The sequence below is a fragment of the Paenibacillus sp. SEL3 genome (assembly GCF_054602585.1).
Genome location: NZ_CM137725.1, coordinates 3,138,084 through 3,163,390 on the forward strand (window position 1 = coordinate 3,138,084; position 25,307 = coordinate 3,163,390).

24 protein-coding genes are annotated in these 25,307 nt (G+C 48.8%); 1 reads left to right on the plus strand and 23 read right to left on the minus strand.

Annotated features, from left to right (window positions below; translation table 11 throughout):
- Positions 1-327 precede the first annotated feature (327 nt).
- Positions 328-534 carry a hypothetical protein gene (locus tag ACYCS5_RS14525; protein WP_025723164.1) on the plus strand — a complete coding sequence of 69 codons (207 nt, stop codon included), beginning with the start codon at positions 328-330 and terminating at the stop codon, positions 532-534.
- Here the strand turns inward: ACYCS5_RS14525 and ACYCS5_RS14530 are convergent.
- The 23 genes from ACYCS5_RS14530 to ACYCS5_RS14640 all read right to left on the minus strand — a co-directional run bounded on the left by ACYCS5_RS14530 (position 503) and on the right by ACYCS5_RS14640 (position 25,241).
- Positions 503-1,309, minus strand: coding sequence for an MBL fold metallo-hydrolase (locus tag ACYCS5_RS14530; RefSeq protein WP_459761269.1), 807 nt, complete (start codon positions 1,307-1,309; stop codon positions 503-505). The genes ACYCS5_RS14525 and ACYCS5_RS14530 overlap by 32 nt on opposite strands.
- A gap of 6 nt (positions 1,310-1,315) precedes the next feature.
- On the minus strand, positions 1,316-2,080 hold the full coding sequence (gene yycI, locus ACYCS5_RS14535) for a two-component system regulatory protein YycI (RefSeq protein ID WP_165145452.1): 765 nt from the start codon (positions 2,078-2,080) through the stop codon (positions 1,316-1,318).
- Positions 2,081-2,098: 18 nt separating this feature from the next.
- Entirely contained in the window at positions 2,099-3,439 is a 1,341-nt protein-coding gene (locus ACYCS5_RS14540) for a YycH family regulatory protein (RefSeq protein WP_459761270.1), read from the minus strand.
- Entirely contained in the window at positions 3,436-5,265 is a 1,830-nt protein-coding gene (gene walK, locus ACYCS5_RS14545; RefSeq protein WP_459761271.1) for a cell wall metabolism sensor histidine kinase WalK, read from the minus strand. Before walK ends, ACYCS5_RS14540 begins: the two co-directional genes overlap by 4 nt.
- A complete protein-coding gene (gene yycF, locus ACYCS5_RS14550; RefSeq protein ID WP_025723159.1) occupies positions 5,262-5,993 on the minus strand; it encodes a response regulator YycF in 732 nt (243 codons plus the stop codon). Before yycF ends, walK begins: the two co-directional genes overlap by 4 nt.
- 230 nt (positions 5,994-6,223) lie before the next feature.
- A complete protein-coding gene (locus ACYCS5_RS14555; RefSeq protein ID WP_318627806.1) occupies positions 6,224-7,747 on the minus strand; it encodes a M23 family metallopeptidase in 1,524 nt (507 codons plus the stop codon).
- A gap of 365 nt (positions 7,748-8,112) precedes the next feature.
- Positions 8,113-8,769 carry a hypothetical protein gene (locus ACYCS5_RS14560; RefSeq protein WP_165145447.1) on the minus strand — a complete coding sequence of 219 codons (657 nt, stop codon included), beginning with the start codon at positions 8,767-8,769 and terminating at the stop codon, positions 8,113-8,115.
- A gap of 147 nt (positions 8,770-8,916) precedes the next feature.
- Positions 8,917-9,633 (minus strand): GntR family transcriptional regulator, encoded by a 717-nt coding sequence (locus ACYCS5_RS14565; RefSeq protein ID WP_165145446.1) that lies wholly within the window; start codon positions 9,631-9,633, stop codon positions 8,917-8,919.
- Positions 9,634-9,660: 27 nt separating this feature from the next.
- Positions 9,661-10,668, minus strand: coding sequence for a CehA/McbA family metallohydrolase (locus ACYCS5_RS14570; RefSeq protein WP_165145445.1), 1,008 nt, complete (start codon positions 10,666-10,668; stop codon positions 9,661-9,663).
- A complete protein-coding gene (locus ACYCS5_RS14575) occupies positions 10,661-11,128 on the minus strand; it encodes a hypothetical protein (protein WP_029518940.1) in 468 nt (155 codons plus the stop codon). The genes ACYCS5_RS14570 and ACYCS5_RS14575 overlap by 8 nt, the downstream gene beginning before the upstream one ends.
- Positions 11,125-12,639, minus strand: coding sequence for a hypothetical protein (locus ACYCS5_RS14580; RefSeq protein WP_165145444.1), 1,515 nt, complete (start codon positions 12,637-12,639; stop codon positions 11,125-11,127). Before ACYCS5_RS14580 ends, ACYCS5_RS14575 begins: the two co-directional genes overlap by 4 nt.
- Positions 12,640-12,670: 31 nt before the next feature.
- Complete coding sequence (locus ACYCS5_RS14585) at positions 12,671-13,513, minus strand: ABC transporter permease (RefSeq protein WP_165145443.1); 843 nt, start codon at positions 13,511-13,513, stop codon at positions 12,671-12,673.
- A gap of 2 nt (positions 13,514-13,515) precedes the next feature.
- The gene (locus ACYCS5_RS14590; protein WP_025723151.1) at positions 13,516-14,685 is read right to left on the minus strand and encodes an extracellular solute-binding protein; all 1,170 of its coding nucleotides are present in this window, start codon (positions 14,683-14,685) and stop codon (positions 13,516-13,518) included.
- A 98-nt stretch (positions 14,686-14,783) separates the two neighbouring features.
- Positions 14,784-15,815 (minus strand): ABC transporter ATP-binding protein, encoded by a 1,032-nt coding sequence (locus tag ACYCS5_RS14595; RefSeq protein WP_029518944.1) that lies wholly within the window; start codon positions 15,813-15,815, stop codon positions 14,784-14,786.
- A gap of 53 nt (positions 15,816-15,868) precedes the next feature.
- Entirely contained in the window at positions 15,869-16,693 is an 825-nt protein-coding gene (locus ACYCS5_RS14600) for an ABC transporter permease (protein ID WP_459761272.1), read from the minus strand.
- A 203-nt stretch (positions 16,694-16,896) separates the two neighbouring features.
- Complete coding sequence (locus ACYCS5_RS14605; protein WP_029518946.1) at positions 16,897-18,183, minus strand: adenylosuccinate synthase; 1,287 nt, start codon at positions 18,181-18,183, stop codon at positions 16,897-16,899.
- A gap of 377 nt (positions 18,184-18,560) precedes the next feature.
- Positions 18,561-19,919, minus strand: coding sequence for a replicative DNA helicase (dnaB, locus tag ACYCS5_RS14610; RefSeq protein WP_013373892.1), 1,359 nt, complete (start codon positions 19,917-19,919; stop codon positions 18,561-18,563).
- Positions 19,920-19,921: 2 nt separating this feature from the next.
- On the minus strand, positions 19,922-20,365 hold the full coding sequence (rplI, locus tag ACYCS5_RS14615) for a 50S ribosomal protein L9 (RefSeq protein ID WP_165145442.1): 444 nt from the start codon (positions 20,363-20,365) through the stop codon (positions 19,922-19,924).
- On the minus strand, positions 20,362-22,350 hold the full coding sequence (locus ACYCS5_RS14620; RefSeq protein ID WP_165145441.1) for a DHH family phosphoesterase: 1,989 nt from the start codon (positions 22,348-22,350) through the stop codon (positions 20,362-20,364). The genes rplI and ACYCS5_RS14620 overlap by 4 nt, the downstream gene beginning before the upstream one ends.
- An 11-nt stretch (positions 22,351-22,361) precedes the next feature.
- Complete coding sequence (locus ACYCS5_RS14625; protein ID WP_165145440.1) at positions 22,362-23,279, minus strand: DUF2232 domain-containing protein; 918 nt, start codon at positions 23,277-23,279, stop codon at positions 22,362-22,364.
- Positions 23,280-23,284: 5 nt separating this feature from the next.
- Positions 23,285-23,587, minus strand: a complete 303-nt coding sequence (locus ACYCS5_RS14630; RefSeq protein WP_013312791.1) for a MazG-like family protein — start codon at positions 23,585-23,587, stop codon at positions 23,285-23,287.
- A gap of 121 nt (positions 23,588-23,708) precedes the next feature.
- Complete coding sequence (locus tag ACYCS5_RS14635) at positions 23,709-24,137, minus strand: CBS domain-containing protein (protein WP_013312792.1); 429 nt, start codon at positions 24,135-24,137, stop codon at positions 23,709-23,711.
- Between the two features lie 45 nt (positions 24,138-24,182).
- Entirely contained in the window at positions 24,183-25,241 is a 1,059-nt protein-coding gene (locus ACYCS5_RS14640; protein WP_340933804.1) for an LCP family protein, read from the minus strand.
- Between the last annotated feature and the right edge of the window lie 66 nt (positions 25,242-25,307).

Consider the following 25,307-nt stretch of genomic DNA (forward strand, 5'->3'; position numbering starts at 1 on the left):
CACAAATGGTGCCTTCCTAAGCAACCGAATCTCATAAATTAGCATACACGCCGAATCTGACTCCGAATAGAGGAAAAAAGAGGAATGATTTCCAAACCAATGGACTACAATAGTAACAAGTCTTCTATTCTATTACAAAATGATCGTCTCATAGAGACGTTCTGGCCTGTTCCCGTCCGCTTAAAGCTGCCTATACTTTCGATGAGAGCCTTCCTTCAGAAAGCTTTCCGTTGTTAGCTTTATTGTATCACAGCACCCAGCAAAACCACAGGCAGAACCAAGCTCATTGCACGCCATTTCTAAAATATTTTTTAGGAGGAATATATGATGAATTCACATCGATCGGCTATGGATGAAGTTCGCATGGCTGCCAAGCTGGCGGATTTGAAAGACGAGCATTACCGCAATACACTGGCGCTAAGCACATTGATTGAACTACTGGTGGACAAAGGCGTAGTGACCCGTGAAGAGGTAGAACGCAAAGCCGCCGAGCTGGACAGCTTTATGGCTCACTTACCTTATCCCAAGGTGTAGGACGATCATAGTACGTATCGCACAATCGAAATTCACTGTCCTTGTAAAAACAGCCGCGGTCTTCCATTGCTCCACGTACAGTCAACTTCGCAAGTTCCATCATATTGTGGTCGCGGCTCAAATGTGCCAAATACGTTCGCTTCGTACGGCCTGTCAGCAGCTCGCTAAGAATCGCGCCCGCCATCTCATTGGATAAATGACCGATATCGCTGAGAATACGGCGCTTGATGTTCCACGGATAACGACCCATACGTAGCATTTCCACATCATGATTAGACTCCAGCACCAATACATCCGCATCTGATATCGCCTCTTTCACTTTGTCGCTGACATAGCCAAGATCGGTCGCTACACTCAGCTTCTCCGCCCCATCATAAAAGCTATATCCTACAGGCTCGGCCGCATCATGGGATATACCAAAAGACTCCACACGTAATGACTCAAATTCCCGCGTTGCGCCTGTCTCCAATATTCTGCGGTTATCCTCTGCAATTTGCCCAACAGCATTGCTGATGGCAAACCATGTCTTCTCGTTAGCATATATAGGTAAATTATATTTACGCGCCATGGCGCCTAGTCCTTTAACATGATCGGAATGCTCATGCGTGACCAAAATACCATCCAACTCTTCTCCGCTCAGATCGCGTTCTTTCAGCAATTCGTCAATACGCTTCGCACTGAGACCTGCATCGATGAGCAATGTCGTGTCTTCGTTCCGCACAACGGTAGCGTTGCCGGTCGAACCGCTCGACAGCACGGTAAATGAAATCCCCATATCTGTTCAAGACCCTTCTATATGTTCTGTCTTTGGACTAATGACATCTCCGTTCATCTGCACATAATACACACCTTTCCCGTTGTCCAGCATAAACCGCCACACGGGGGCAGCCACCTGACTATCGGAGTTAAAGGTCTGTCCGTAATAACCGAGTCGGATATCCTTCACAATCGTATCACGCGGCAAATAGCCATCGATCAGCCTTGCCAGTGCTTTGGACGCAGGCAGCATTTTCTTTGCCTCATCCGAAGGCTGGAGCTCAACCTTAATTTTGCGATACCCTGTAATTTTCTGATTGCTGTAAAACAGAGCCAACTTCACATTAAATAGCGGCCACTTGCCCTGAACCAGCGGATGAAGAACAAAAGCATCTGCTTGTCCGGATGCCAATTCCTCCTGAACATCCAGCGGATCGTACTGAAAGTTATCGATATCCTTGATTTGTGGCTCCAATGCCTCAACTAACGCATCATGAGTGAATACCAGTTTGCTGTCCACCGGCTTCACCAGCTGCACACGATCATCCTTTTCTCCACTATGAACGTATGTGTAAGAGAGTTTAGGCAGCTGCGGGGTATCGCCGGGAATCGGAGCCAGCACCTGAATGCTTTTCTCTTCCATTAAACGCTGCGTATTTTCATCCAATGAAGTAAAATCCAGACTCGGCCCTGCCGTTTCCTGCGCATCATGCCACAATTGGTAACCCAATACCACATTGAGCAGCAAAAATGTACAGATCAATACGTTCTTGGCGCGGCTCCAATCCATTCCCGTTCCCCCTTCCTGTCACCTCTTTGTCTCCCGGTCTGGCTTCGTTTGTGTTGTGTTGGATGCTGTCGTTACAGGAACAGCAAGAATTTCTGCAACAGAACCGTCACCGAACGTAACGCGCCATTCAGGAGCAAGCTTCAATCCATCATTGGTCAGCTCCGGTTGATATACGGGAGTCAGATCTCGAATCGTCTTCCCTTTGCCTACAGTCTCCAGTCGCTTCTTCAAGGGCTCGCCGCCCGGCAGCATAACCTTCTTCGAGGATTGCTCTCCTCCCTTGAGATACAGCAACGAACGTTCATAGACAGAAGCCGTTTCCTGCTGGATTTGCAGCGAAATCGTACCAAAGCGGAACGATGGTGTGTCGAGCACTGGATAAGCACCATAATACTGCTGAAACATCACAGATGTACGATTTTCATCACTGCTTCTCAATTTCAGCTGATACGAAGCATCCCAACCGCCATGCTGATTCACGAAATCAACTGCGGCCAGCACATCCCTAATCGGGCTGCTTCCACCCGCTCCTGGCGCACTCGGATCGGTATAGCTCATCCAACGTTGCTCCTGCTTGATTTGCAGACTACGTTTGCTATCCGTATAAATTTGGGAGCCGTCCTTCTCCTGAATATTACGCGTAATCCCCGGATCGAAAAACAAATTCCGCTGCATTTGCTCTGTCGTAAACAATCCAGCATACACTACAGGCTGCGTAGTTTCCAGATCATCCACGGGAATGTAGTACTGATTATTCACCAACTCGTACAACGGGGCATTTTTACCGAAATTCACATGCTGGCGGATGTCCTCTACCGTCATATCGAACTGGTTCGCCTCATACACCACATCGCCTCTGGCACTGAAAAAGAGCGCATGTGGATTGGCATTCTTTTCGTCTATATAGATCCAAATGCGGTTAATCGTCTCTCCCTGAAACACCGAATCCGGCGTCAGACGCATAACCCGCTCCAGTAATGAAACCGGGACTCCGCCTGAAAAGGATAATTCGATGCCTTCATTTTCGCTGCGAATCTGTGCCCAGTCCGCCGATTGAATACTTCGACGTTGAAAGTTGTTAAAGCTTCGGCTTTCTAGCCGTGTATAAATTAAATCGTAAAAAGTAACACCCGGATAAAAAACGGTATGTTTCTTCTCACCTTGGTGAATTAGCATTTTATCAGGAAACACGAGGTTCTCAATCTTTTCCTCCTGCCCCATGCTTTCGGTTTTGACATAGTTCGTTTCTGAAGTGAGTACAGAATCACTGCCTGGAAGGCGGTAAATCAAAAAATAAGTCTGTACCAGGCTGGAAGCAACCAGCAAAATAAGCGTCCAGGACTTCAAACGTTCCTTCACTGTGCTTCCCTCCCTTCACTCGACATGGGTAGCGTAAAGGTCGTGCAGGTTCCCTGACCGTATTCCGACTCCAGAAAAATCTGGCCCCCATGTGCCTTTACAATTTCCCGGGCAATCGACAATCCCAGTCCCGTGCCGCCCATATTGCGCGATCTCGCCTTGTCTACACGATAAAACCGTTCAAAAATCCGGTCCAAGTCTTTTTTGGGAATACCAATTCCGGTGTCTTGTACCGAAATGGACAGCATTCCTTCACTGTTGCAGCGAGCTTCGATACGAATACTTCCGCCATCTGGCGTATATTTCAGCGCATTGGACATCAGGTTGTCCAGCACCTGCTCAATTTGGTCCCGGTCGATCACGACTTTACCGATTCCCTGCTCTACGAACATCCCTGAGCGAATGTGTTTTTGCTTCATTTGAAAAGAAAACCGATCTGCGACTTCGTCCAGCATCTCCATCACATCGGCAGGTTGCATCCGCAAAGGCGCCTCATTGGAATCAAGCCGTGACAGATGCAGCAAATCCGTAACCAACCGGATCATACGCTCTGTCTCGTTGCGGATCACGCCCACAAAACGCTCTGCAAGCTGCGGTTCAGCCATCGCGCCGTCATCCAGCGCTTCAGCGTAGCTGCGGATGGTCGTCAACGGAGTGCGCAGCTCATGGGATACATTCGCTACGAATTCCCGCCGTGTCGTCTCCATCTCCTCCTGCTCCGTCACGTCCTGGAGCACGGCAATCGTCCCCGTAATGCCGATTTCCCGCCGATGAATCGGCGTGAATGTCACACGGATGACGATGGGTTCATCCTGACCAGCTGGCTCCAGCTGCAAGAGCGTGGAGGCCGAAGAACCGCTATACAGGGCCTCGGTTTCCTCCGGGTCGATCCCCAGCAGTACCGCGATATGCCTGCCGGTCATTTCGTTCTCGTTCACGCCCAGCATGGCGCTGGCCCGACGGTTGACCAGAATGACCCGGCCATTGTCATCAGTAGCGACCACACCGTCGCTCATATTGGTCAAGATGGAGGAGAGCTTCTCCTTCTCCTCTTCATTTTGGGACAGTGCCTCACGCAGACGGCCTGTCATATAGTTAAAGGCCACGCTGAGCCTACCGATCTCATCTTCACCAAATACAGGCATCTGCTGGTCGAATTTGCCCTCGGCAACCTCCGTTGCATGGCGTGTCATTACCTTGATCGGGTGCGTAATCGTATGGGCCAATACCACGCCCAGCACAGCCGTCAACGCGAGCGCAATGAGCATACCTGAGAGAAACACATTGTTAATGCGTTTCATCGTATCGTAGAGCTCGGTCATTGAAGCGGCGATGTATACCGCGCCGACAATCTTGCCTTGGCTGATAACGGGCTTGGCGACGACCTTCTTGCGGACATTATCTTCGTCCACCATGTATTCCTCGTTATCTCGGATTCCTTGGAGTGCGCGGCTGACTACTGTCTGCGTATTTTTGCGTCCGACATAATCGGCGTGTGAACCTTGGGAAGTAATTAATACTTTCCCGCTGGCATCCAGCACCTGAATTTCCGCGCCGCTGAAATCGAATAAATTATTCACGCGTGCACGTAGACTTTCCACGCTGTCCTCTTCCATTTTGCCGTCGCTGCCACTCAGATCCTGCTCCGCCAGCACGGACAGCATCTCCGCCCGTGCTTGCAAATCCTGCGTAAAATTACTCGTGAGGGAGTTCTTCATCGAGCTGACAAAATAAACCCCTATCAGCTGCATAGCCACCAAGATAAGTAGCACATAAATAATAATCAGCTTTGCATGAATGGTACGAAAGAAAGACAGCCATTTCATGCCCGCAGGCCACCTTTGCCCCCGCTCACGATATATCCAAGGCCACGGCGTGTCAGGATGGTCTCCGGCTTGCTCGGATTCTCCTCAATCTTCTCGCGCAACCTCCGAATGGTCACATCTACTGTACGCACATCCCCGTAGTATTCGAAGCCCCATACTGCCTGGAGCAAATGCTCCCGCGTCATGACTTTTCCAGCATTCTTCGCCATATAGTGCAATAGCTCATATTCGCGGTGCGTCAGGTCAAGCGGTGTTCCGTTTTTGTAAGCTGTATACATATCCGTATCAAAAAAGAGGTCGCCCACACGCAGCCCCTGCTTATCTTCCTGCGGTCGGCTTTCCGACGCGCCTGCCCCGCCGCGTTGCTGTCTGCGCATCTGTGCCTTCACTCGTGCCAGCAATTCCCGCGTGCTGAACGGCTTTGTTACATAATCGTCCGCGCCCAGCTCCAGCCCCAGCACTTTGTCGATTTCGCCGTCCTTAGCGGTCAGCATAATAATCGGCGTCTGGAGCTGATGTCCGCGCACCTCGCGGCATACGTCCATGCCGTCCATGCCCGGCAACATCAGGTCCAGCAGGATCAGATCAGGCTGCTGCTTGACCGCAATATCCACCGCGCTGATTCCATCGAAGGCGCAAATCACCTGATAGCCCTCTTTTTCTAAATTAAATTTCAAAATATCAGCGATGGGCTGCTCATCATCCACTACCAGAATCGTTCCTTGCATACAGCGTTCACCTCTTTTCACGGATCATCATCTATAATAACTTTCGTTTGTCAGTACCTATAAGATGCTTATTCTATTCTATCATACCCGTGCGTCATTCCATTACTTCTTCAACCCTTTTCTTTACGCAGAAAAAAACCATGCCTGCACCTACTGTTAAGCATGCAGAAAAACATGGCCTTTCTCATTGATCCTCATAAATCATGTAACTCTCGTTATAAACATCCAACCTATCTTAAATACGTCATTGGGTTGCGTGGCGTATTATCTTTACGAATTTCAAAATGCAGATGCGTCCCGGTCGAGCGCCCTGTGTTCCCCATGACCCCGATCGACTCGCCTTGCTGAACCACCTGTCCTACATGAACGCCAATGCTGCTCAAATGCCCGTACACGGTTTGGTAGCCGTTGCCATGATCGATCATAATGACATTGCCGTATCCATTCTGCTGACCTGCAAATGATACCACGCCTTCATCTGATGCGTGAATGTCAGCACTACCGACCAAGTCGACACCCTCATGCATACGTCCCCAACGTGCGCCAAAGCTACTCGACATCGATGCGCCGGACACCGGCCAAGCAAACTGTCCTGAGCCTTCTCCTACAACCTTCGTTCCTCTAAGAACCACCTCAGTAATAGACGGCTGCAGCACCTTTTGACCGAGCCATTCCTCTTGCACGACCTCACCGTTCTCCTTGGTCAAACGATAGTCCATCTCTTTAAGACCTGCTTGTCCCGGTCTGACCACTTTGGTAACTCCTGCCTTCAGTTCATCGCTCTGACGAATCTCAACCTCAGGCTCGATGGCAATCTGTTCGACGACCTTCTCTACTGTTCGCACCGTAACCGGAACCTTCGGAGCAGTAAGCTTCAATTCGTCCCCAATTTGCAAATACAGCTCACGCAAGCCGGGATTGTTCTGCTTAATCTCCCAAGCGGTCATATTAAATTTAGTTGCAATCGACGACAGAGAATCGCCTTCTTGCACTGTATACGTGATAGGAGCCTCACGCCCCTCAGTCAACACTTTGACTGCTTCTGCCTCCGTCAGCACCTTGTTCGGGTCTGCTTTCACAGGCTCGTACGCGATTTTCTCACGGATACTGGCAGACTCCAGCCATGCTTTGGGGGTTTTAGTACTAGCACTCGCATGGCTGCTGCCCACGGATGTTTTGCGAACCAGCCCCTTGATGCCTGAAGATGTACCCTCACCCACAGGTGTGTACTTCTTCTGCACTTGCTTTAAAGCCGCCTGTGCAGTCGCCTTGTCCTTTACAATGCCAACCGTCTGTCCGTTGACCTTCACTTCTACCCCTTTGGCATACGCTGTCAGCATACCATCCAGCTTCTTCAGCGTAGCTGCGCTGTCAATATCCGCTTTATATGCCTTCTCAATATCTGTCGTTACCGCGTTCGTATTGAGCACCATATCCACGCCGGGATACTTATCCTTATACTGTTTGCTCTTCGTTGCGTATAGCTGTTTAAGTTGTTGCTCATTCAAGATATTTCCGACCTCGACGCCCTTTACATACACTTTATAATAAGGAACTGTGTTAGCCCCGACATACTGATTACTTGCAAAAATAAGACTGCCTGCAATCACCACACCGCCTGCCGTCCAGCTCAGCCATTTTCTTCGACCGTTCCACCACTTTGCTAATTTCCCCGTTTCTACAGCAGACTTGTCTGCAACGTTGGAAGCTGCATTCCTGCTGTCTGGTGAATCCTGCTCCTTCAAAACCTTCATGACTCTCTCCTTTTCAGCATATCTTATCTCTATATAAATGCGTTCATTATTGGTCTTTCACACTATGAATCTAGCCTGTATTCACAAGCATCTATGATATTAGTCGCTATCTACCATTGCATAGTTGCGTAAAAGGTTTCAAAAATTTAACCTTTTCACAACACTGTTTACTTTAACATAGCCTTTACAAAGAATTCAACTACACCCCAATTACTTCCTGACACGCAAAAAAATCCGCGCATGGCGCGGATTCTACAGTCCTATTTTGAGCATAAGCATTGCCCATGAATTCATCTAGACAAACTAACCCATTTCGCTCTATATCTTGTTCATTGGAAGTCGCTTATTGGATTTTTGTAAAATACTTATTTAAGCAAAGCCATCAGCTTGTTATATTCCTCTTTGGTCAAATACTTCGCAAGCACCTGCTGAATATCCTGAAGCTCCTGCTCAGTGAGACCGCCTTCCATCGCGGCTGATATTTTCTGCATCTCCTCCGGCGGCAGCTTATTCATCAGAATTGCAAAAATTTCCTGTTTCTGTGCAGCCGGTAAGTTGTTCTTCTTCTCTGTCAAATGGTCGGGCGTAATCACTAAATCATGGCCTTCAATACTCGTTTCGGGTGTAGTTGTACCTTCTGCCTGCTTCCGTGACTCGTTGCCTGATGTTCCGGCCGACGCAGCCCCCTCCTGAGATACCTTGCCATTGGCTGCGCCACCTGCCTCACTTCCGCTTTCTTCTAAGCCCTGTCCCATGACAGGCAACGCATCATCAGGCGGTGTTACACTTCCCGAGCCACTTCCTGTCGTCTTGTTCTTCCCCGTGTCTGTGCTTGGGTCAGTGCCCGCGCTGCCTTTTAGCCAACCCAATCCCCATATGGGCTGTTGATCAAGCTGAATGTTAAACTGCCGTAGCAGCGATTGAACATAAGCATTAACGACTACACCTGTCACTGCCAGCGTTAGTGCGCTAACCAACACGACCGTCATTCCTTTTTTGAGCAGCCATCCAAGCCACCTCATATCCCGTTACCTCCTTATACGCATCCTGCCATGTGTGTATCATCATGAAGTGCATATAGATCAGTATTGACGAGATATGACGATTTTTAACCCATGAAATATGTAAAACTAGCACCATTCAATAGGAGATGCCACATTCTAATTGAATTAGCGTGTACGACGCACCCAGAAACGAAAAATGTCACTGCGGACATAATCGAGGGAATACAGCACCTGCCTGTTCATTTCATCATAGTGAAGCTGCTTCAATAGTAATACCGTAGCCTGCGGATGCTTCAGCAGACGTGTCATATGTGCGTCGTCATAGTTTGGAACGGTAAGCTCGGAATAGGCTCCAACAATTCGTACCCCCGCCTTGAACTCAAGACTCTGAAAAAGCGAGCCTGAAAAAGAGTCATCTTCCAAAATGGGAGCGGCTAATTTCTCTGGCATCCAGTTTATAGAGTGGGCTACAGCCTCTCCGTTGGCAGTACGTGTACGCTCTAGAGCAATCATGGGCTCATTCTCGGAAAATCTCATCTGTTCGGCAATATCAGGAGGACAAACCGAAATTCTCTGAATGGATTCCAGCTGCTCGTCTTCCCGTAGCCCTGCCGAACGAATCATGTCACCGATGCTGTACAGGCGGTCCAGCGAGCTTGGAATACTCGGCAGCGGGCAAGTCGCAAACGTGCCACTCCCGTGTTTTACTAGTAGCTTACCTTCCGATTCCAGTTGGCGAATAGCTCCCCGTAGCGTCGTACGCGAGACACGAAACGATTGGGAAAGTGCAGTTTCCGACGGCAGACGATCCCCCGGACCCATTTGATTAACCTTCATATATTCTTCTATACGCTGCTTGATGTTCTCTTGTTTTGTTGACACCGTCCGAAGCCCAGCCTTTCTATTGTGTTAAGCCATATAAATCGGATTCGTAAAAGCAATCATCATCACGCAGTCTTCCATGCAGCCGTAAAGCTCCGCTCGTATCCAGCCCTTTCCTAGCGGGTCTTGCAATGACAGCGTATATTCTCCTGTTTGGGCAGGGATCTGAATCTCCGAGCATATGCCTTGACTACTTGTCAGCAGAAGACGAAGATTCTGAGGCTTGAGATTATAATGGGCTGCTCTTCCTTCTACATCCAATTGAACCGTCACAGATAGTGGATCCTCTACAGTCAGCTCTATACATTCGCCGATGTGATAACGATGTTCTCTGCCCTTAATCTGCGCCCACATCGTCAGTAGCGGTCCCATCGTAACTGACACTGAACCGTGGCGAATCGCCTCAACTGCCCGGCCTTCTAAACCTTCTCGCTCTTCTGCTTCATCATGAACTCCCAGATATGTAACAGCCGGAAGTGAATCATCCGGTTTAGATACATGCCAGTCCCGACCGCTTACGGCAGTGATGCGATACCCCTGATTCAACAAATCGGTCCACATGGCAAACGCCCGCTGGCTATCCCGCTTAATAGATGGCATCAGCGTTGACCAGACCTCTATATAATCCACCTCGTGCCAATCCTGAATCGTGTACTCCCAAAAGCACCCCGTACAGATCGGACTTCCGATCCTGAACGGATGGGCAATCCCTGCAATGCCTCCCTGCTCATGCACCTGCCGAATCCCCTCATGAATGTCATCTGGCCCCAGCACACGCCAGTCGATAAAGCGGTCAACCCCAAGCGTCAGCATATGCCCGTAAAAGGTCGTCCACTCCATCCCTGAAATGATCGGGAGACCGAACTGCCGCTGAACCCCTTCCTGATCCGCAAGTGCCGATTGCGTGTTGTGATCCGTCATAGCGATGCATTCAAGTCCCAGATCCACTGCGCTTTGAACAAGCTCCTCCAGCGTGTGCTTGCCGTCGCTGTGAAGCGTATGGGTGTGAAGCTCAGCTGGAATCCATTTAAGCATATGCTGCTTCCTCCCCCAATACATGAATTTGGTAGGCAAGCGTCTCGGTCACAACGGCATGCAGACTGACCGTAATCCGCCACATGCCCGCCGGATGATCTCCTGCAAGGAACCCCGGCGAAGCCGCAGACGAACCGAGCCAATGCTCCTGCTGCATCTCGGGACGGTGCGCATTTCCCCGGTGACGGACAGGATCATCGACAGACAGCGTTAATAAATTTTGCAGCGGTATATACTTCTTCCATAGATCGGATGAATGCCCCGGCTCGTCGTATCCGTATTTGCACATGCTTTCCTCAATGATTCCTCGTGCTTGCTCTTGATCCTCCAATAACTTGGGCGTGTAAGAGAAGTGAATACGAATCGTTTCAGTCGGCTGCGGAATATGGAAGGAGTACGTAATATGGCTCTGGGTGCAGGTCCTGTCGACCGTTCCTTCCACATACAGTAGTCTGCTCATGACTGCCCATCCTTGCTGGACGGTTCATTTACAACTTGCTTCACCATATCATTCACAGGATGTCCTTCATCACCCGACACGTCTTTGTCGGCTGTCCATAAAACACCTACGGGTTGAAGCCGCGTCAGCTCAATCACCCGGTCTGTATGAATACCTGGAAACTGCGGGAGATTATCCTCGTTTAACGTAAAGGCACACAGTCCAGCCACTTCCATGCTATCCGCACCGCCTTCCAGCAATACGGCTCTAATTTCAGCTATATCCTCAAGCACAGCCTCTCCAGATAGCTTGACCGTGGTAGAAAAATGTGACTCTGCCCCCTCATAAGCGGCTCTAAACTCCCCGAGTCTCAGATCATGGTGGCATGATGAATCCCACTGCTCCGAGCCGTGAAGACGAAGCTGGATATCGACGCATGCATCTTCCTCGCGCCGATTGAAGCCCGGCCTGAATCCTGGAGACGATTCTCTGCCTGAATCCCGTAAGGGACGTTTGGAAGTCTGGATAAACACATAGCTACGCTGGTGTGCAAGTGCAATGGAAGACGCTTGTGACGGCATTTCCAGCTCCTGCTGACGTTCCATCTCCCACCCAGTGACCTGATAGGCAAAAGGAAAACGGCTCATGACCGCCTCACGCGGCTCTTCCTCTGGTTTCCACTGGAAAGCAGGCGGCAGCATAAAACGATAGTCCGATGAAATGTCATCCTTAAAGTTTCCATTGGTTGTTGCGGATTGGAGAACAGGATGGCCACCCAGATCATAACTGCCATTAAACGCAGTCGTAATATGATGTGCCCCCTGGAAAACAGCTTCCAGAACATTGCCCCCTGCATCTAGCTCGACGCGGTACATCCATTCGATATCGGTGGTTCTTCCCCATTTGCTCATAAGCAGCGGCGCGGGCGTTCCCTCATCTTCATGGCTGAACATCATCTGGTATTCGATGACCGTCTTCCCCTCGTTCACTTCTATGGAATAGAACAAAACAAGTGGTGTATCCGTAAAGCGATTCTCATAGGGATGTGACAGATTGCGGCCATATAAAAGCGGGGTATGGCGATAAATCAGTGATCTTGGAGAGGAATCAGCCACGCAGCGCAGTTCAACCCCGTCAATCCATGCTCGAGATACAAGCGGAGCCGATTCCAGTTCGCGGAATTCAGCATAGACCTCGTAATCGCCTTCTTTTAGGTATCCCAACAAACGGGTATACACTCCCTGACTGCTGCCATAGTACAAAATGACATCCTGATTATAGGCTTCATTTAGGTAGAGGCGTACGAAGGCAGATTCTCGATCTGTCGCAGCCCAGTCACTGTCTGATCTGGCGAACAGATCAAGCTCCGCGTATCCGTCTTCTGGCATGGAGAACCTAAACCGGAACCCGTTTCCCGGGCTGAGCTCAACCTCCGCTTTGTGTAAGGCAATCCGATAACCGCAATCCAGCAAATCCTTTTCCCACACTCGCCCACTAAACCCGGTAATTTGTACCTCTGCTTGGCTATTCATCCCTGTAACCTCCTTAGTGTATGACGGCAGTCTAGCTGGCATCCGCATCCTTCACCATTGTCCGAATATAAAAGTAGCCCATAAAAGAACACAGTAAAAACATAAATACTGCCATTGCGCTGGCCGTATGCGTCTCCTGATAGCTGGAAAACACCTGCTGCATCGCAACACCCAACACTTGTGGTGAGTTGGCATCGATCAGGAAGGGAGCCGTAAAGCTGCCCATGATTCCCATGAAAATGAAGGTCACCGCAACCCACATCGTTTTATAGGAAAGGGGTAAAATAAAGCGACCAAACAGCTGCATCGTGCTGGCTCCAGCATCTCTGGCACTTTCGACGACAGCGTTTGGAATGCTGGCAAGTGCCGAGCTGAGCAGCATGGTTGCGAACGGAATGTTGAACCACAAATTAGCCAGCACCAGACCCTTGTAGTCATAAATAATCCTCGGGATCGTTTCAATTCCAAGCGGCAGCAAAAGACGTGCAGCCCAACCGTGATTGCCATACATGGTAATGATCGCATACGTTGCAATTACACCGGGAACAAACATCGGAATAAAATACAACCGGCCTATCCACTTCACGACAACCCCTTTGCCGAATCTCAGATAAATCGCCAAAGCATAGCTGATGACCAGAGTAAGGGCCGTCGAGACTAGCGTGACACTAATGGTATACATGATATTTCTACGCATGGCAGGTTCCGTGAACAGCCGAATATAGTTGGCCAGCCCGTAGCCCGTTCCATATTGATCAATCAAGCTTTCCTTCACGGCATAAAGAATCGGAATAATAACGACGACCAGCAAAATGAGAAAAGACGGGATGACCAGGGCAAGCCCCAGCATCCCCCTTTTGGACAATGAACTCATGATCAACCGCCCGCTACTTCACTTTGCCAGCGTTTGTAAATTTCCTGCTGAAGCTCTCCGCTGTTAAAGCTGCGGTATCCAGAAGATACACTGTTGAATTTCTCCTGCAGCTCCGTTGGCATCAGATTCCACTTAATCCCCGGGTAGCCGTACATTTTATTAATAACCACCGTTTGCGCTTCAGGCGTCAGTATATAATTCAAGAATTCCTGAGTGGCTTCTTTTTTGGAGGAGAGCGAAGGAACCATCAGATAAGAGGGTCCCCCTGTAAAAGCAGGATCGATCTGTGTCAGCTTCACCGTGTCTGGAAGTAGCCCTTTAGCCAGCTGCTCGAGCGCCATATCAGACCAGGCTGGAACCATATCAACCTCTCCACTCGCCAAAATATCAAGCGTGCCTTGGTTCTTCTTAGGATAGACTCCTTTTTGGTACATTGAAGGGCCCAGCTCCTTAAGCAGTGAGAAGCCTTGATCCCATTTCTTCATATTTGCCGGATCATCACTGTTCATCGCCTCTGGCGGAAGGAAATTATAGATCACCGTGTTCACAAACGAGCTGCCTGACCCACCCGTAGACGGATCGTTATAAGCAAACTTGCCTGGATGCTGGCGAATCCACGTGTACAGCTCGTCGGCTGTTTTCGGAGGCGTCGCTACTTTTGCACTGTTATAGGCAAGGACAACCGAAGAGGCACGATATGGAATGGCCTGATTGTTGACTTGCTTGAGATATGTTTCATCAACATTCTTCAAATTTGGAACCTTGGCAGCGTCAACCGTTTCCCACAGTTTCTCGCCTACCCCCTTGGTGATGTCATCCAGACTGCCTTCGTACAGGTCGATATCTGTATCGGTTTGCCCGCTTTTCTTGGCTGCAATCAGGCGATCCAGTGTAGATGCGCCTCCGGTCCCTGCTGGCAAATACACCAGTTTGACCTTAACGTGATCATTTTTAGCTTCAAAGTCCTTGATTAACGTTTCCCACAGCTCTTTGACGTTCAGAGACCCTCCAGTGTACAAGGAAATTTCCGTCGTTCCCGTAGCGGCCCCCGCTTTTGTAGACTTGGCTTCCCCTGTAGCCGTGGCGGCATTACCGCCGTTACCACAACCAGCCAACAACGATAAACTAAGTACCCCTGCCAAAACCAGACCCATATTCTTTTTCCCAAACACGTTGTTGCCTCCTTTAGATAGTTGCACAAGTTCGCAGCATCATCAGATGATGCGTTCGTGACGGACATTGATGCGATATAGAGGTTGATCGTGAATCTTCACTGTGCTGCTGGAAAAGTAACTATTTTACTGAAGCTGAATCTGATGTGCTCTCCACTGCGCAGCTCGGCCGCTCGTTCACGCGGCACAAACATTTTCAGATGATGGGTACCGCTATCCAGCGAAACTTCCGCATAATGCCCTAGAATCATCACTTGTCTGATTGTTCCGGCTAGAGAACCATTTTCTTCCGTCGTCAGAACAATATCCTCTGGTCTTACACCAACCATGGATTCACCTGTGTATTCATGCTCTTGTGCAAACGGTATTCCGCTCACAGAGACACTGCGACCTGTGCTCACCCCCTTTAATAAATTGATACGGCCAATAAAACCCGCTACAAAAAGGGACTGTGGCTTGTCATAAATCTCCTGCGGCGAAGAAAGTTGCTCAATCCGGCCCGCATTCATAACGACGATTCGGTCGGAAATGGACAGCGCCTCCTCCTGATCATGGGTGACGAACACCATCGTCATTCCTGTCTGGGTCTGAATATCACGCAGCTCCTCTCTCATCTCCATGCGCAATTTGGCATCAAGCGCGGAAAAAGGCTCGTCCAGCAGCAATACATCAGGCTTTAGCAGCAAAGCCCGAGCGAGTGCTACCCGCTGCTGCTGACCTCCCGAGAGCTGTCCCGGCGTTTTACGCTCTGCGCTCTCTAGCCGAACCAGCGCTAGCGCTTCCTTCACCTGACGGTCAATTTCTGTCTTCTTCACCTTTCGAATCTTCAACCCGAAAGCCAGGTTGTCATACACGGTCATATGCGGCCACAAATTATAGCTTTGGAACACCATAGCCGTCGGACGTTTTTCGGGCGGCAGCTTGAGTACGCTTTTACCCTGAATCTGAATGTCGCCACTGTCCGGGTCCAAAAAACCGCCAATGGAGCGAAGCACAGTTGTTTTACCACAGCCGGAAGGTCCCAGCAGTGTCACCAGCTCTCCCTTCATCACGTCAAGTGAAATGCCTTTGACTCCGTCTCCTGTCTTGAAGCGCTTGGTTAACTCTTGAATGGATAATTGAATGGGCATTAGCTTAGGCTCCTTTTTCAGGATTTTGCAAACTCCTCTTTTGACCAATTACGTTATTTCACCTGAAATCCGCCTGCCAGTACATCGGCACTTACAAAACGCTTGGCTGCCCATATGAGAATGATCGTTGGCAGGGTTAGAATGACTGAGAAAACAGCACCTGTTGTGCTCGGATAATCAGCAATGATGGAATACATGATGACTGGCATTGTTTTATAGTCCGGCGTTCCGACAAGAAGTGTCCCCTGTGCTTCATCCAGTGAAGCAAGAAAGGTAAAGATGGAGGCAACCACAATGCCGGGCAGCGCCATAGGAAAGGTGATTTTCCAAAACACCCGAAAGGGTCCGGCTCCAGCATCCCGCGCCGACTCCTCCTGTGCACGATGTACGCTGCGGAAGGCAGAGGATGGAATCCAGGTCATATACATGAGTGTGTTTACCATATGGATGAGCACAATGCCTGCAAAAGTGTTCATCAAACCGAATTGGTAGAATAGCACGGCAATGGACACATACAAACCCATTTTCGGAAAAGCATGCGTAAGCAGGAATGAGAAAAGGAACCACTTACTGAGCGGGAAAGAAATTCGTGCAAAGGCATAAGCAGCAGGAATACATACGATAATGGAGCAGACCGTAACGGTAATCGCAATCAGGAAGGATAGGGAAATCGAGCTGACTACATCATCCTGGGTAAGTACAAACTTCCACCATTCCAGTGACAAGCTCTGCGGGAGCGGTGCAGGATACTGCCATTTTCCTGAAACCGCCAAGAGGAGGAGATTGGTCAGAGGCCCCAGGAAAAAGATGACGAAAATGATAAGCACGATGAATTCAACAATTTTGCGTGTGCCGAGTGAGCGAAGATACCAGTTCATAATTCATCCCTCTCAAGACGTCTAGACGTCCAAATCTCTTTTCTATTTGGATTATAGAGAGGGTTTGTTATCACAAATCGACAAGGAAGATAAGATTATGTAAAGGGAAAGATACCATTTAACACTTCACAGAATAAAAAAAGAGAGAGGCTGCTAACAGCCTCTCTCTTTGAACATGTATTAATAGCTATATCATTCTTGTCCTACAAATAAATCGGAAGCACCTGATTCGTTTGATCACGATTACGCCCAACCGAGAAAATAGCAATTGGGATACCTGTCAGATCAGACACGCGTTGTACGTAATTGCGTGTAGTCTCAGGCAGTTCCTCCAGCGTTTTCACGCCAGTGATGTCTTCGCTCCAACCTGGCATTTCTTCATATACCGCTTCGCACTCCGCCAGCATTTTCAGGCTAGCCGGATAATGCGTAATCACCTCACCGCGGTACTTGTAACCTGTGCAAATTTTCACCGTTTTCAGGCCAGTCAATACGTCCAGCGAGTTCAGGGAAAGACCCGTTAATCCACTGACACGACGGGCATGGCGCACAACGACGCTGTCAAACCAGCCTACACGACGAGCACGACCTGTAACCGTACCGTACTCATGACCTGTTTCACGAATGTAATCGCCGACTTCATCGTTCAGCTCAGTTGGGAAGGGTCCATCGCCAACACGAGTTGTATACGATTTAGCTACACCGATGACTTGTTGAATCTTGGATGGTCCCACACCGGAACCAATACATACGCCGCCAGCCGACGGGTTGGAGGACGTAACGTAAGGATACGTACCTTGGTCGATATCAAGCATAACGCCTTGCGCACCTTCAAACAGTACCTTTTGATTTGCGTCAATTGCATCATTCAACACGACAGATGTATCTCCTACATAAGGACGGATAAATTCAGCATATTCCAGATACTGTTTTAGTATTGCTTCTACATCCAATGGCTCGCCGCCATATACTTGTTCAATCACTTGATTTTTTTCTTTCGTTTGATGGCGCAGCTTCTTTTCGAATTCCTCTGCATCCAGCAAATCAGCAATACGAATACCGTTACGTGCAGCTTTATCCATATAAGCAGGGCCGATCCCTTTACGGGTAGTACCAATTTTGTTAGGACCCTTGCGGTCTTCTTCCAGCACATCCAGCGTCATATGGTACGGCATAATCACATGTGCACGGTCGCTAATAACCAGATTTTTTGTGGAAAAACCATTATCATGAATGTAAGTAATTTCTTCAATAAGAGCGGCTGGATTTACGACCATGCCGTTGCCAATAACACACTTTTTATCTTCATAAAAAACGCCGGATGGAATCAGGCTCAGCTTGTACTTTTTACCGTCAATGAGAATCGTATGACCAGCATTGTTTCCGCCTTGGTAACGGGCCACTACTTCAGCGCTTTCCGCCAGATAGTCCGTGATTTTACCTTTGCCTTCGTCTCCCCATTGTGTTCCCACAACGACTACAGTTGACATGTTTCATTCCTCCGTGGAGTGCCCACAGACACTCTGATTTTGAGCTGACACACTACGCATATCCGACTTCAACCGCCTGAGCGAGCAGATATGGAGCGCTCTCGGACAGCAGGAAAAAACGTCCGTCGCAGACATTCCGTAGGTTCGGAAAGCCCCGGGCGTAATGTTCTCCCCACTGCGTTGAAGCAGCACTATAAGTGTAACAGCACCATTTTTTAAAGTCAAATAAAAAGCGAACATTATATTACATGAAAATAGTATTGTTCGTAATTGAGAGTTTCATTCCTTATATGAAAATATGTGAATTCTATAAAAAAGGACCCCTTCGAGATCGCGAAATCCGCGTCGAAAGAGCCTTTTTTAATGATACTAATATGTTATCCGGCGAACGCATCCGAATGGGCACGCTCGTAATTAGCGAATTTATTATAATTTTTGAGAAAGACCAACTCTACCGTACCGACCGGGCCGTTACGCTGCTTGGCAATGATAATCTCAATAATATTCTTCTTTTCTGTTTCCTGATTATAGTAATCATCCCGGTACAGAAACGCCACGATATCAGCATCCTGCTCGATAGAACCCGATTCCCGCAAGTCACTCATCATCGGCCGCTTGTCTTGACGCTGCTCCACACCCCGGCTCAGCTGGGAGAGGGCAATTACAGGCACTTCAAGTTCACGAGCGATTTGCTTCAATGTCCGTGAGATTTCAGATACCTCCTGCTGCCGGTTCTCGCCTGCTTTGCCTCGTCCGTGAATAAGCTGCAAGTAGTCGATTACGATCATACCCAGTCCCTTTTCCGCCTTGAGACGGCGGCATTTGGCACGGATATCCGCCACAGTGATGCCGGGTGTATCATCGATATAGATTTCCGCCTCTGACAAGGCTGCAATGCCCATCGTCAGCTTCGCCCAATCGTCGTCGCCTTTAAACTCACCTGTCCGCATGACGTTCGCGTCCAGATTGGCCTCGGCACAAATCATCCGCTGCACGAGCTGAGCGGCCGACATCTCCAGACTGAAGATGGCTACTGTCTCCTTTGCCCGAACCGCAACGTTTTGCGCAATATTCAGAGCAAACGCTGTTTTACCTACGGATGGACGGGCGGCCACAATGATCAAGTCATTGCGCTGGAACCCCGCCGTCATCTTGTCCAAATCAACAAACCCGGACGGAATCCCAGTCGTATTGCCCTTGTTCTGATGCAGCAATTCAACGCGGTCAAACACTTCCATCACGACATCGCGGATGGCAATAAAACCACTACCTGAGCGCCCGTTGGATATCTCCATAATCTTGCGCTCAGCATCGCTCAGCATACCAGCGACATCCTCGCCACTGCTATAGCCTTCGCTCACAATCTGCGTAGCTGCACGAATCAAGCGACGAAGCATCGCTTTTTCTTCAATGATCTGGGCATAGTAATCTACGTTAGCCGCTGTTGGCACCCCGTGAGCCAGCTTCGCCAGATAACTGACACCACCGATATCCTCTAGCTGTCCCTTGTCCTGAATTTTCGAGGTCAGCGTAACCAAGTCAATCGGCTGTCCGGATTCACCCAGCTCAATCATTGCTTCGTAAATCATCTGATGAGCCTTATCATAAAAGTCCTCGGTCTGCACCCGCTCCATTGCGGTAATCAGTGCTTCAGACTGGAGCAAAATAGACCCGATAACCGCCTGTTCAGCCTCCAGATTTTGCGGAGGAATCCGATCAAAAAATTCGCCGCCCATAATTATTCTTCAATCACCTGTACTTTCAGCGTAGCTTTGACCTCAGGATGAAGCTTAACGGTCATTTGAGTCACGCCCAACGTACGAATCGGTTCTTCCAGTTCAATTTTGCGTTTGTCCAGCTTGATGCCGGTTTTAGCTACTGCCTCCGCAATTTGCTTGCTTGTAATCGCGCCGAACAGCCTTCCGCCTTCACCAGCCTTCGCCTTGAGCTGAACCTCTGTCTCCTCCAGCTTTTTGCCGAGCGCTTGCGCCTCTTCCTTTTCCTCTTGCTTGCGCTTTTCCTCAGCAGCATTCTGATTTTCCAGCGTCTTCATATTCCCTTCTGTCGCTGGACGGGCAACACCACGCGGCAACAGGAAATTCGCTGCATAACCGTCCGACACTTCCTTAATCTGCCCCTTCTTGCCTTGGCCCTTCATATCTTTAATGAATATCACTTTCATTCAAATAACCCCTCTTCCCCATCAATTTCGGCCAGCACGTCGACCACTCTGCGCTTGGCTTCCTCCAGCGGGCAATCCAGCTGAACCGCCGCATTCGTCAGATGTCCTCCGCCGCCTAGCCGTTCCATGACGACCTGTACGTTCATGCGTCCGAGTGAACGGGCGCTGATCCCCACCAGGCCGTCAGGACGTTCACTGACCACAAAGGAGGCCAGTACATCCGTCATATTGAGTAATGAATCCGCCACCTGAGCAATCAGGAGCTGCGGTATTTTCTGTCCGGGCTCTGTCACCGCAATTGCGATATGCCCATATATCATTTTAGCATGCTTAATAATTTCCGCCTTAGCAATATATTCATCCAGGTCCTCTTTTAACATGCGCTGGATCATAACAGTATCTGCTCCGCTACGCCGTAAAAAGCCGGCTGCCTCGAATGTGCGCGAGCCTGTATGCAGGGAAAAATGCTTGGTATCCACCGTAATCCCTGCCAGCAGTGATGTTGCCTCCAGCGGTGTCAGTTGGACCTTCTCATGAATATATTGGAGCAGCTCGGTCACCAGCTCACAGGCCGATGACGCGTATGGCTCCAAGTAGATCAGAACCGAATCGTTAATAAATTCCTCGCCCCGACGATGATGGTCGACAACCACCACCCGGCTGGCCGTTTGCACCAAACGCGGCTCAATTGTCATGGAGGCCTTGTGCGTGTCCACCACGACCAGCAGACTGTGCTCAGTCATCAGCTGGAGCGACTGCTCTGGCGTCATGAGCGCTTGCGATAACTTCTCATCCTTGTTTACCTGCTCCATCATTCGGTCGATAGACGGATTGGATTTATCCAGTACGATATGTGCCTCTACATTGTAGAGTGCCGCAGCCTTCCACACACCGATGGCCGCTCCCACTGCATCCATGTCCGGTATTTTGTGTCCCATGATCAGCACACGGTCGCTCTCCTGCATCAGATCACGCAACGCATGTGCAATGACTCGGGCACGTACTCTGGTACGCTTCTCGACAGCATTGGACTTGCCTCCGTAAAAGGACAGGCGTTGTCCCGCCTTCACTGCTGCCTGATCGCCCCCACGTCCGAGCGCCATATCTAGACTGGATTGGGCCAGCTCACCTAGCTCCTTGATGCTCTCTGCACCGAAGGACAAGCCAATACTTAGTGTCATCGGTACTTTCAAATCCGCCGTCATTTCCCTTACGGTATCCAGAATGACGAATCGACTTTGCTCCAGCTCCTGAAGCGCTTTATGATTTAGCATAATGAGATAACGCTCAGAAGATAATCGACGCAAATAAATATTGTACTGATTAGCCCAAGATGTAATCTCGCTTGATACCTTCGCAATAAGCGCGGTTCGTTGCTGATCGTCCATTCCCTGAGCAGCCTCGTCCATATTATCGAGCATGACGATACCGAGCGCCAATCGCTCGTTTTCATACTGCTTGCGTAGCACCGCCAACTCCGTTACTTCATACAAATATATCAGACGCTCATCGGGCACAATCAGAAACTGATAATGACGCTCATCATGCTGTAGCTCCACCTTCAGCTCACGAGCAGACTCCTTTGTTTCCTTTTTGGTGCTTAGGGCACCTGCGAGTTGAGGAAACAAATCTTGAAGAGACTCACCAATTAGCGATTGCTCCTCGAACATCTCCCCGGCAAACCGATTGTGCCATTCTACCGTTCGATTTTCACTGTATAAAATGATGCCGAACGGCAATGTACTAATCGCTTCCCCTTCCACCCGCTTGATCCGGAAGGAAAGACCGCTGATATATTGATTCAGTTCCCGACGAAAATCCAATTCCGTCTTCAGCATCAGCCCGCCGAGCAAGAATGACAGCAGCAGTCCCATCACACCCAGTTCCCAGTTGTACATGGAAATACATATGACAAGCACCAGCAGCAGTAAAAACGCCCAGACCGTCTGATAGCCGTGCCAGCGTTTTTGTAGAAATTTAGGCATGACTGTTCACCCTATTTCTTTGATCTTGTAATAGCTTCACGCAGCGGAAAGGCCAAATCAATAATACCTATAATGCGGAGCGGCTGGAACACCAGAACGACGAGCGACAGCAGCAACGCAATCACCGGGCTCATTTTACGGCTATGCGTCCAGAAGTATACAAAACCAATCGTCTGGATAATAAAACATGCATGAATCAGCGGCAGCATACTAATGGAGACCATTTGAATCCAGCTGCTATCGGAAGACCCTGCTATCCATTCAATTACAATTGCCAGCAGATAATACCAGATCAGCGCGCGCGGTAGCCTCCACTCACGGGCAGGCTTCATTTTGCGTACTGGTACATCGAGACTGCTCAATGCCGGACGTGCCAAAGCATGCGTAATCACTGCCAATATGAACGAGGTCATGATCAGCACATACGGAATTTTTCCAATCAGCATTGTGCCGAGTTTCTGCGTATCCTCTGCCGTCCAATTCATGTTTGAAAACATCGGATTAACACTCAAAACCTGCTGTACAATACTTGCCGATATCGCAGCCTGATCACGAAGATACTGCGAAAGATCAAACCCAAAGGAATACGTAGCGATAAACAGAACAACCAACAACTCAGCTAAAATAATGCCCATTCCGGTCATCAACGCCTGAAAAGCAGGTCCTCCCTTTTTATATATCCGTCCCATCATGATTGAAGGAATCAGAAAATAAATCGCAGGGAGCAGCGAATACACATCGAGTAGCGCTATAATGAACAGCACCGGTATGACGTGAACCAGAAATCCTTTGAAAGGCAGCGATGAAAACAATACAGCGCCAGGCACAATCAGCAAAAATACGGTAATGATTCTTAATGGTGTCAATAGAGTCAGCAGCAGAAGCAAATAAATGACGCTCCATGCTACAGTTGCCAAGCGGAATTTCAACGTTTTCACCTCTTACGCATATGTTCTTCCAGTGCGGAAATGTCCTGATACCAATCCTCCAGCTGGTGTCCTTCTTTTCTGTGCTTTCTTAGCTTGTCGATGAGTAGATCATCCAATTCACGGTAAGACACTCCAAGGCGCCTCCCCAAAATATAACTGCTCATCACTAAGCTCGCCAAGCAATCACCAATGCGGGCTGTACTGCCTTCCCACATTGCCTTAAACAAACGGGAGACTTGGTCCAGCACCTCTGTTTTAAGCCATTCAATAACCTTGGCTCGTTTAACTACATCCATTTCTTTAGGCATATGATGAAGAGTCACACCCCTCTGAAAAAGCTTTATTCTCCATTATAGCATATCCTATTCTGAAAATAACTGTTACCCCATAGGGTAAATTGTTATTTTCGGAGCAGCTTTGTTGCTTATTTTAGCTTGAAGTATTAAGCGATTCCCTGGATACAAATTTTTCACAATACTCAATAATCTGGCTCCGACGTACAATGCCAATAAACCGTTCCATATCATCTACAACGGGCACAAAGTTCTGTACCTTAGCCAAATTGATTAAATCCTCCATGTTAGCATCAATGGATACGGGCTTCATCGTAACCCGCAACGGAACGTCCTTAAGCATAAACTTAGAAGCGTTTTCAAAGGTGATTTTTCCCTCGGACTCTTTCATATGCCACAACAGATCACCTTCTGTAACCGTACCTGTATATCTACCTTCCTTATCTAAAATAGGAACCGCTGTAAAACGGTGATATTCCATCCGTTCCAACGTTTGCCGTAAAGTAGCATCCGCCGTTACACAAGCAACTTCCTGTTTGGGAAGCAAGAAAAAAGCGATATTCATGAGAAACGAATCCCCCTCAAAATCAAATATAAATCAATTGATTATTCACTGAATGTCCTGCTTGTCGGGAAGCCTCAGCGTCTGCGGGGTTGTATCGGAATCTAGCCAGTTGGCAATTATGAGTCTGGCATATTCAAGTTCCTGTTCATTAGCCCGGTCATAATACAGGCCCTTCTTCTTGAACCCTTCCCCCGTAATCGTAAAACTTGAAATTTGCGGATTCCCCTGTGAAATAGCCTGCTTGCCAAGCCCAGTAATAAAAGTAGGTTCCATGTCGGTTTTGAAATTGGCTCCCATAATATCGAGCAACTCTGGAATCTTGGTAATTCCGTTGATATTCAGCAGCTTATCCGCCATAGCGTTCAGGAAAATTTGCTGCCGTTTGGTACGGTTGAAGTCGCTATCTTCCCGATATCTAACATAATACATGGCTTCCTCACCATTATAAAGCGGCTTGCCCGCCTCAATACGGAACTTGATATGCAGCGGATTCTTATTCTCAATGGGCTTGTCGATTGGAAGCACAACTCCACCCACTGCATTCACCGCATCCTGAATACCCTGGAAATTAATCGTAGCATAATAATCGGCCTTATGCTCCATCAACTTCTCTACTGTAGCCATGGACATATCTTCGCCTCCGAACGCATAAGCATGCCCCAACTTATCAAAATCATCCTCGCCATCGCGATTCGGATCATGTCCGGCAATCTGTACGTACGTATCCCTTGGAATAGAAACCAGAAGCACACGCGATTCCGCGGGCCGTACTACCGCATACATAACCGTATCCGAGCGACCACGCGCCTTTTCATTGGGTCTTTGATCCGTACCCAATAACAGTACCGAAAAAGGTTCCTTACGGTAAGCTACTGTCTCTTGCTGCTGCTGTTCCCCGGATTGTCGGGGCTGATAGGATTTCTCCAGCTTGCTTTCCAACGTCGGTGATACAAACCAGTCAAAAGCCACCAGTGTCAGCTGTTTGCGGAACAGGTAGCCTCCCAATGCAATCAAAAATAAAACAATACATGAAATATATAGAGCGGTAAACCTCTTTTTCTTTTTGGTCTTTCCACGGGTCCTTCTCCTATGTCTTCTCTCCATAACCGGTACCTTCCTTCTTTCCGTCACAAATCCCATCTCTTCATTAAACCGAATTGATCCCTCATG